Origin of the sequence: Vibrio sp. 10N.222.48.A3, from assembly GCF_041475345.1 — a bacterium.
GTDB classification, from domain to species: domain Bacteria; phylum Pseudomonadota; class Gammaproteobacteria; order Enterobacterales; family Vibrionaceae; genus Vibrio; species Vibrio tasmaniensis_A.
The window spans coordinates 1-3733 of the sequence record NZ_JBFRVX010000436.1 but is presented as its reverse complement, the minus strand read 5'-3'; the positions used below and the strand labels follow the sequence as shown (position 1 = coordinate 3733).

General features: G+C 45.2%; 3 protein-coding genes. All 3 read right to left on the bottom strand.

Going from position 1 to position 3733, the window contains the following annotated elements; genetic code table 11:
- On the bottom strand, positions 1-1366 hold a 1366-nt coding region (locus AB4653_RS13270), incomplete at its 3' end, for a valine--tRNA ligase (protein ID WP_372104400.1).
- Positions 1367-1469: 103 nt separating this feature from the next.
- Complete coding sequence (locus AB4653_RS13265) at positions 1470-1919, bottom strand: DNA polymerase III subunit chi (protein ID WP_102257862.1); 450 nt, start codon at positions 1917-1919, stop codon at positions 1470-1472.
- Between the two features lie 99 nt (positions 1920-2018).
- Entirely contained in the window at positions 2019-3539 is a 1521-nt protein-coding gene (gene pepA, locus AB4653_RS13260; RefSeq protein WP_017097529.1) for a leucyl aminopeptidase, read from the bottom strand.
- Positions 3540-3733 lie beyond the last annotated feature (194 nt).

The window sequence follows — 3733 nt, the reverse complement described above, 5'->3', positions numbered from 1 at the left end:
CACGAACTTCTTCTTCAGTGCGACCTACGTAAACTTTACCATCGTTGTCGTACCATGCTGGGATACGGTGGCCCCACCAAAGTTGACGAGAGATACACCAATCTTGCACGTCACGCATCCACGCGAAGTACATGTTCTCGTACTGCTTAGGTACGAATTGAATCTCACCATCTTCAACGGCTTTAACAGCAGGAGCAGCAAGAGGCGCTGTACGCACGTACCATTGGTCAGTCAGCATTGGTTCGATAACCACACCACCACGGTCACCGTAAGGAACGGTTAGATCGTGATCTTTGATTTCTTCAAGTAGGCCTAGCTCTTCAAATTCAGCAACCGTTGCACGACGAGCTGCAAAGCGCTCCATACCTTGGTATTTTTCTGGAAGCTCTGTTGAGTACACATCGCTTTCTTCACCGTTCGTTGTGAAGATTTCAGCCGCATCACGGATATCACCGTTGAACGTTAGGATGTTGATCATTGGTAGGCTATGGCGCTTGCCCACTTCGTAATCGTTAAAGTCATGAGCTGGCGTGATTTTCACACAACCCGTGCCTTTATCCATGTCAGCGTGCTCATCACCTACGATAGGGATAAGACGATTTACGATAGGAAGCAGGATTTCTTTGCCGATAAGATCTTTGTAGCGAGGATCTTCAGGGTTAACTGCAACGCCTGTATCACCAAGCATGGTTTCAGGACGTGTAGTCGCAACGACAATGTAGTCTTTGCCATCAGCGGTTTTAACACCATTCGCTAGTGGGTAGCGGAAGTGCCACATGAAACCTTTTTTGTCTTTGTTTTCAACTTCAAGATCAGAAATTGCAGTGTGCAGTTTAGGATCCCAGTTTACTAGACGCTTACCACGATAGATTAGGTCTTCTTCGTATAGGCGAACAAATACTTCTTGAGTCGCAGCTGATAGGCCGTCATCCATAGTGAATCGCTCACGATCCCAGTCTACAGATGCACCAAGACGACGAAGTTGTTGAGTGATCGTGCCACCAGATTCGCCTTTCCATTCCCAGATCTTGTCGATGAAAGCTTCACGGCCGTAGTCGTGTTTTGTTTTGCCTTCTTCAGCAGCGATCTTACGCTCAACAACCATTTGAGTTGCGATACCAGCGTGGTCAGTACCCACTTGCCAAAGCGTGTTTTTGCCTTTCATACGTTGAGCACGGATAAGTGTATCCATGATCGTATCTTGGAACGCGTGACCCATGTGTAGGCTACCAGTGACGTTCGGTGGCGGGATCATGATGCTGTAAGCTTCTTTTGATGTGTCACCGTGTGGCTTAAAGTAGCCTTTCTCTTCCCAAGTCTTATACAGAGCTTGTTCGATTGATGTTGGGTTGTATGTCTTTTCCATAGTGCTCTTATAACGGATACTGTGAATGGTTAATCGTGGTCAAACTTCATAAGTGAAGCTTCTTGAATCTAAATCCAAAGATAGCTTTAACTATGAGGTTTGACTATGGATGTTGAATCTCGATAGTTTGTAGCTGATATCCAGCCTGACGGTAAATTTTATACCTTTCTCGAGCGAGTTGCTTAGCTTTTTCTTCGCAAGGAACGAAGTCTATCACCTGAGCAAAGGCGTTCGCAAAGGTTGTATGATTATCGGCCAGATTTATTACCAATTGGCGGTTCCAATTAGGTTTGACTCCTTGATGGCCTATCTCAATATTCGTTGAATATTTTGGACCTTCGCCAACCAAGTTGTGCGCGATAAATTCAGTAGGCTCTACCTGCCAAAAAACTTCAGCGATACGCTCAGCATGAACTTTATCGTTACAGTTGAGATAAAGTTTAGCGCCTTGTTTTGCAAAATGCTGAGCAAGAAACAACACGTAGTGAGCAAAACTCTCTTCGCCGGCTTGTGGGCTGTCTGAAGACACAATGTAAAATGTGGCAGTCTGCATACTGAATACTCGAACTTGGAATCGTGGAAACCAATCATACTTGGTCAACAGGAGCTAGCAAATAACGCTTATTAAAAAAGGGCCCGTAGGCCCTTTCTATTATTTTGAAGATTGCTCTTCAGTCTCATGGCCGCTGCGGTTCAATAAGAATTGGACAAGCATTGAGACAGGACGACCTGTCGAGCCTTTCGCTGCGCCTGACTTCCAAGCTGTGCCGGCACTGTCAATGTGTGCCCAGTGGTACTTTTTAGCAAATTTAGATAAGAAACATGCTGCTGTGATTGTACCAGCAGGTCGGCCACCGATATTTGCCATATCTGCAAATGGACTCGTTAGTTGCTCATGGTATTCATCGGCCATTGGCATGCGCCATGCTCTGTCACTTGCTTGCTCAGAAGCATTCACTAACTCGTGAGATAGTGGGTTGTGATTAGACAGTACAGCACTGATGTGGTGACCTAACGCCATCACACACGCGCCAGTGAGTGTTGCTACATCGACAACACAGTCTGGTTCAAAGCGTTCAACGTAAGTAAGCGCATCACATAGAACCAAGCGACCTTCAGCATCCGTGTTTAACACTTCAACTGTTTGGCCTGACATGGTCGTTAGGATATCACCTGGGCGGTAAGCATTGCTGCCTGGCATGTTTTCACAACCTGCTAGGATACCAACTACATTAATCGGTAGGTTCAGTTTAGCTAGTGCCTTCATTGTACCGAATACAGAAGCCGCACCACACATGTCGTACTTCATCTCATCCATACCTTCACCAGGCTTAAGCGAAATACCGCCTGAATCGAAAGTAAGACCTTTACCGACTAGAACAATCGGTTTTGCATCTGGGTCAGCAGCACCTTTATATTCCATGATAGACATCATAGATTCGTTCTTAGAACCACGGCCTACCGCTAAGTATGAAGTCATACCCAGCTTTTCCATCTCTTCTTCGCCAATGATCTTAGTTTTCACTGTCTCGTAATCATCGGCCAAGCGACGAGCTTGAGATGCAAGGTAAGCAGGATTTGCGATGTTAGGTGGCATGTTGCCTAGATCTTTAGACGCTTTCACACCTGAAGCAATCGCAAGACCGTGAGAAATTGCTTTCTCACCAAGGCTCAATTCACGACGAGTTGGTACGTTGAATACCAGTTTACGTAGTGGACGACGAGTCTCAGGTTTATTACTCTTGAATTGATCAAAAGTGTAAAGGCCATCTTTAGTCGCTTCTACTGCTTGGCGAACTTTCCAGTAAGTATCACGACCTTTAACGTGCAGTTCAGTCAGGAAACATACTGCTTCCATAGAACCCGTTTCGTTTAGTGTACTGATGGTTTTTTGGATAATTTCTTTATATTGACGCTCGCCTAGCTCACGTTCTTTACCGCAGCCTACAAGCAGAACACGTTCTGAAAGTACACCAGGTACTTGATGCAGTAGTAGCATCTGGCCAGGTTTACCCTCTAGATCACCGCGACGAAGCAGTGAACTAATATAGCCATCGCTAATCTTATCTAACTGCTCGGCTACTGGAGAAAGGCGGCGCGGTTCGAATACACCGACAACGATACATGCGCTGCGCTGTTTCTCTGGGCTGCCACTTTTTACACTGAACTCCATGCGTACTCCTACATCCTGAAGACAAATCGAACTAAATGTTGGATAATGGGTTCTTACTTGTTGGATCCTATAATGGAACTGACCTTAAAGAAGAACGTTAACACTTAGCTAAAAATTTAAAAAATAAAAGGTTCAACGGGAAATTATAGTGATTCAATCAAAAAAACAAGTTTTGTATAGGTAATTTGAGCGTG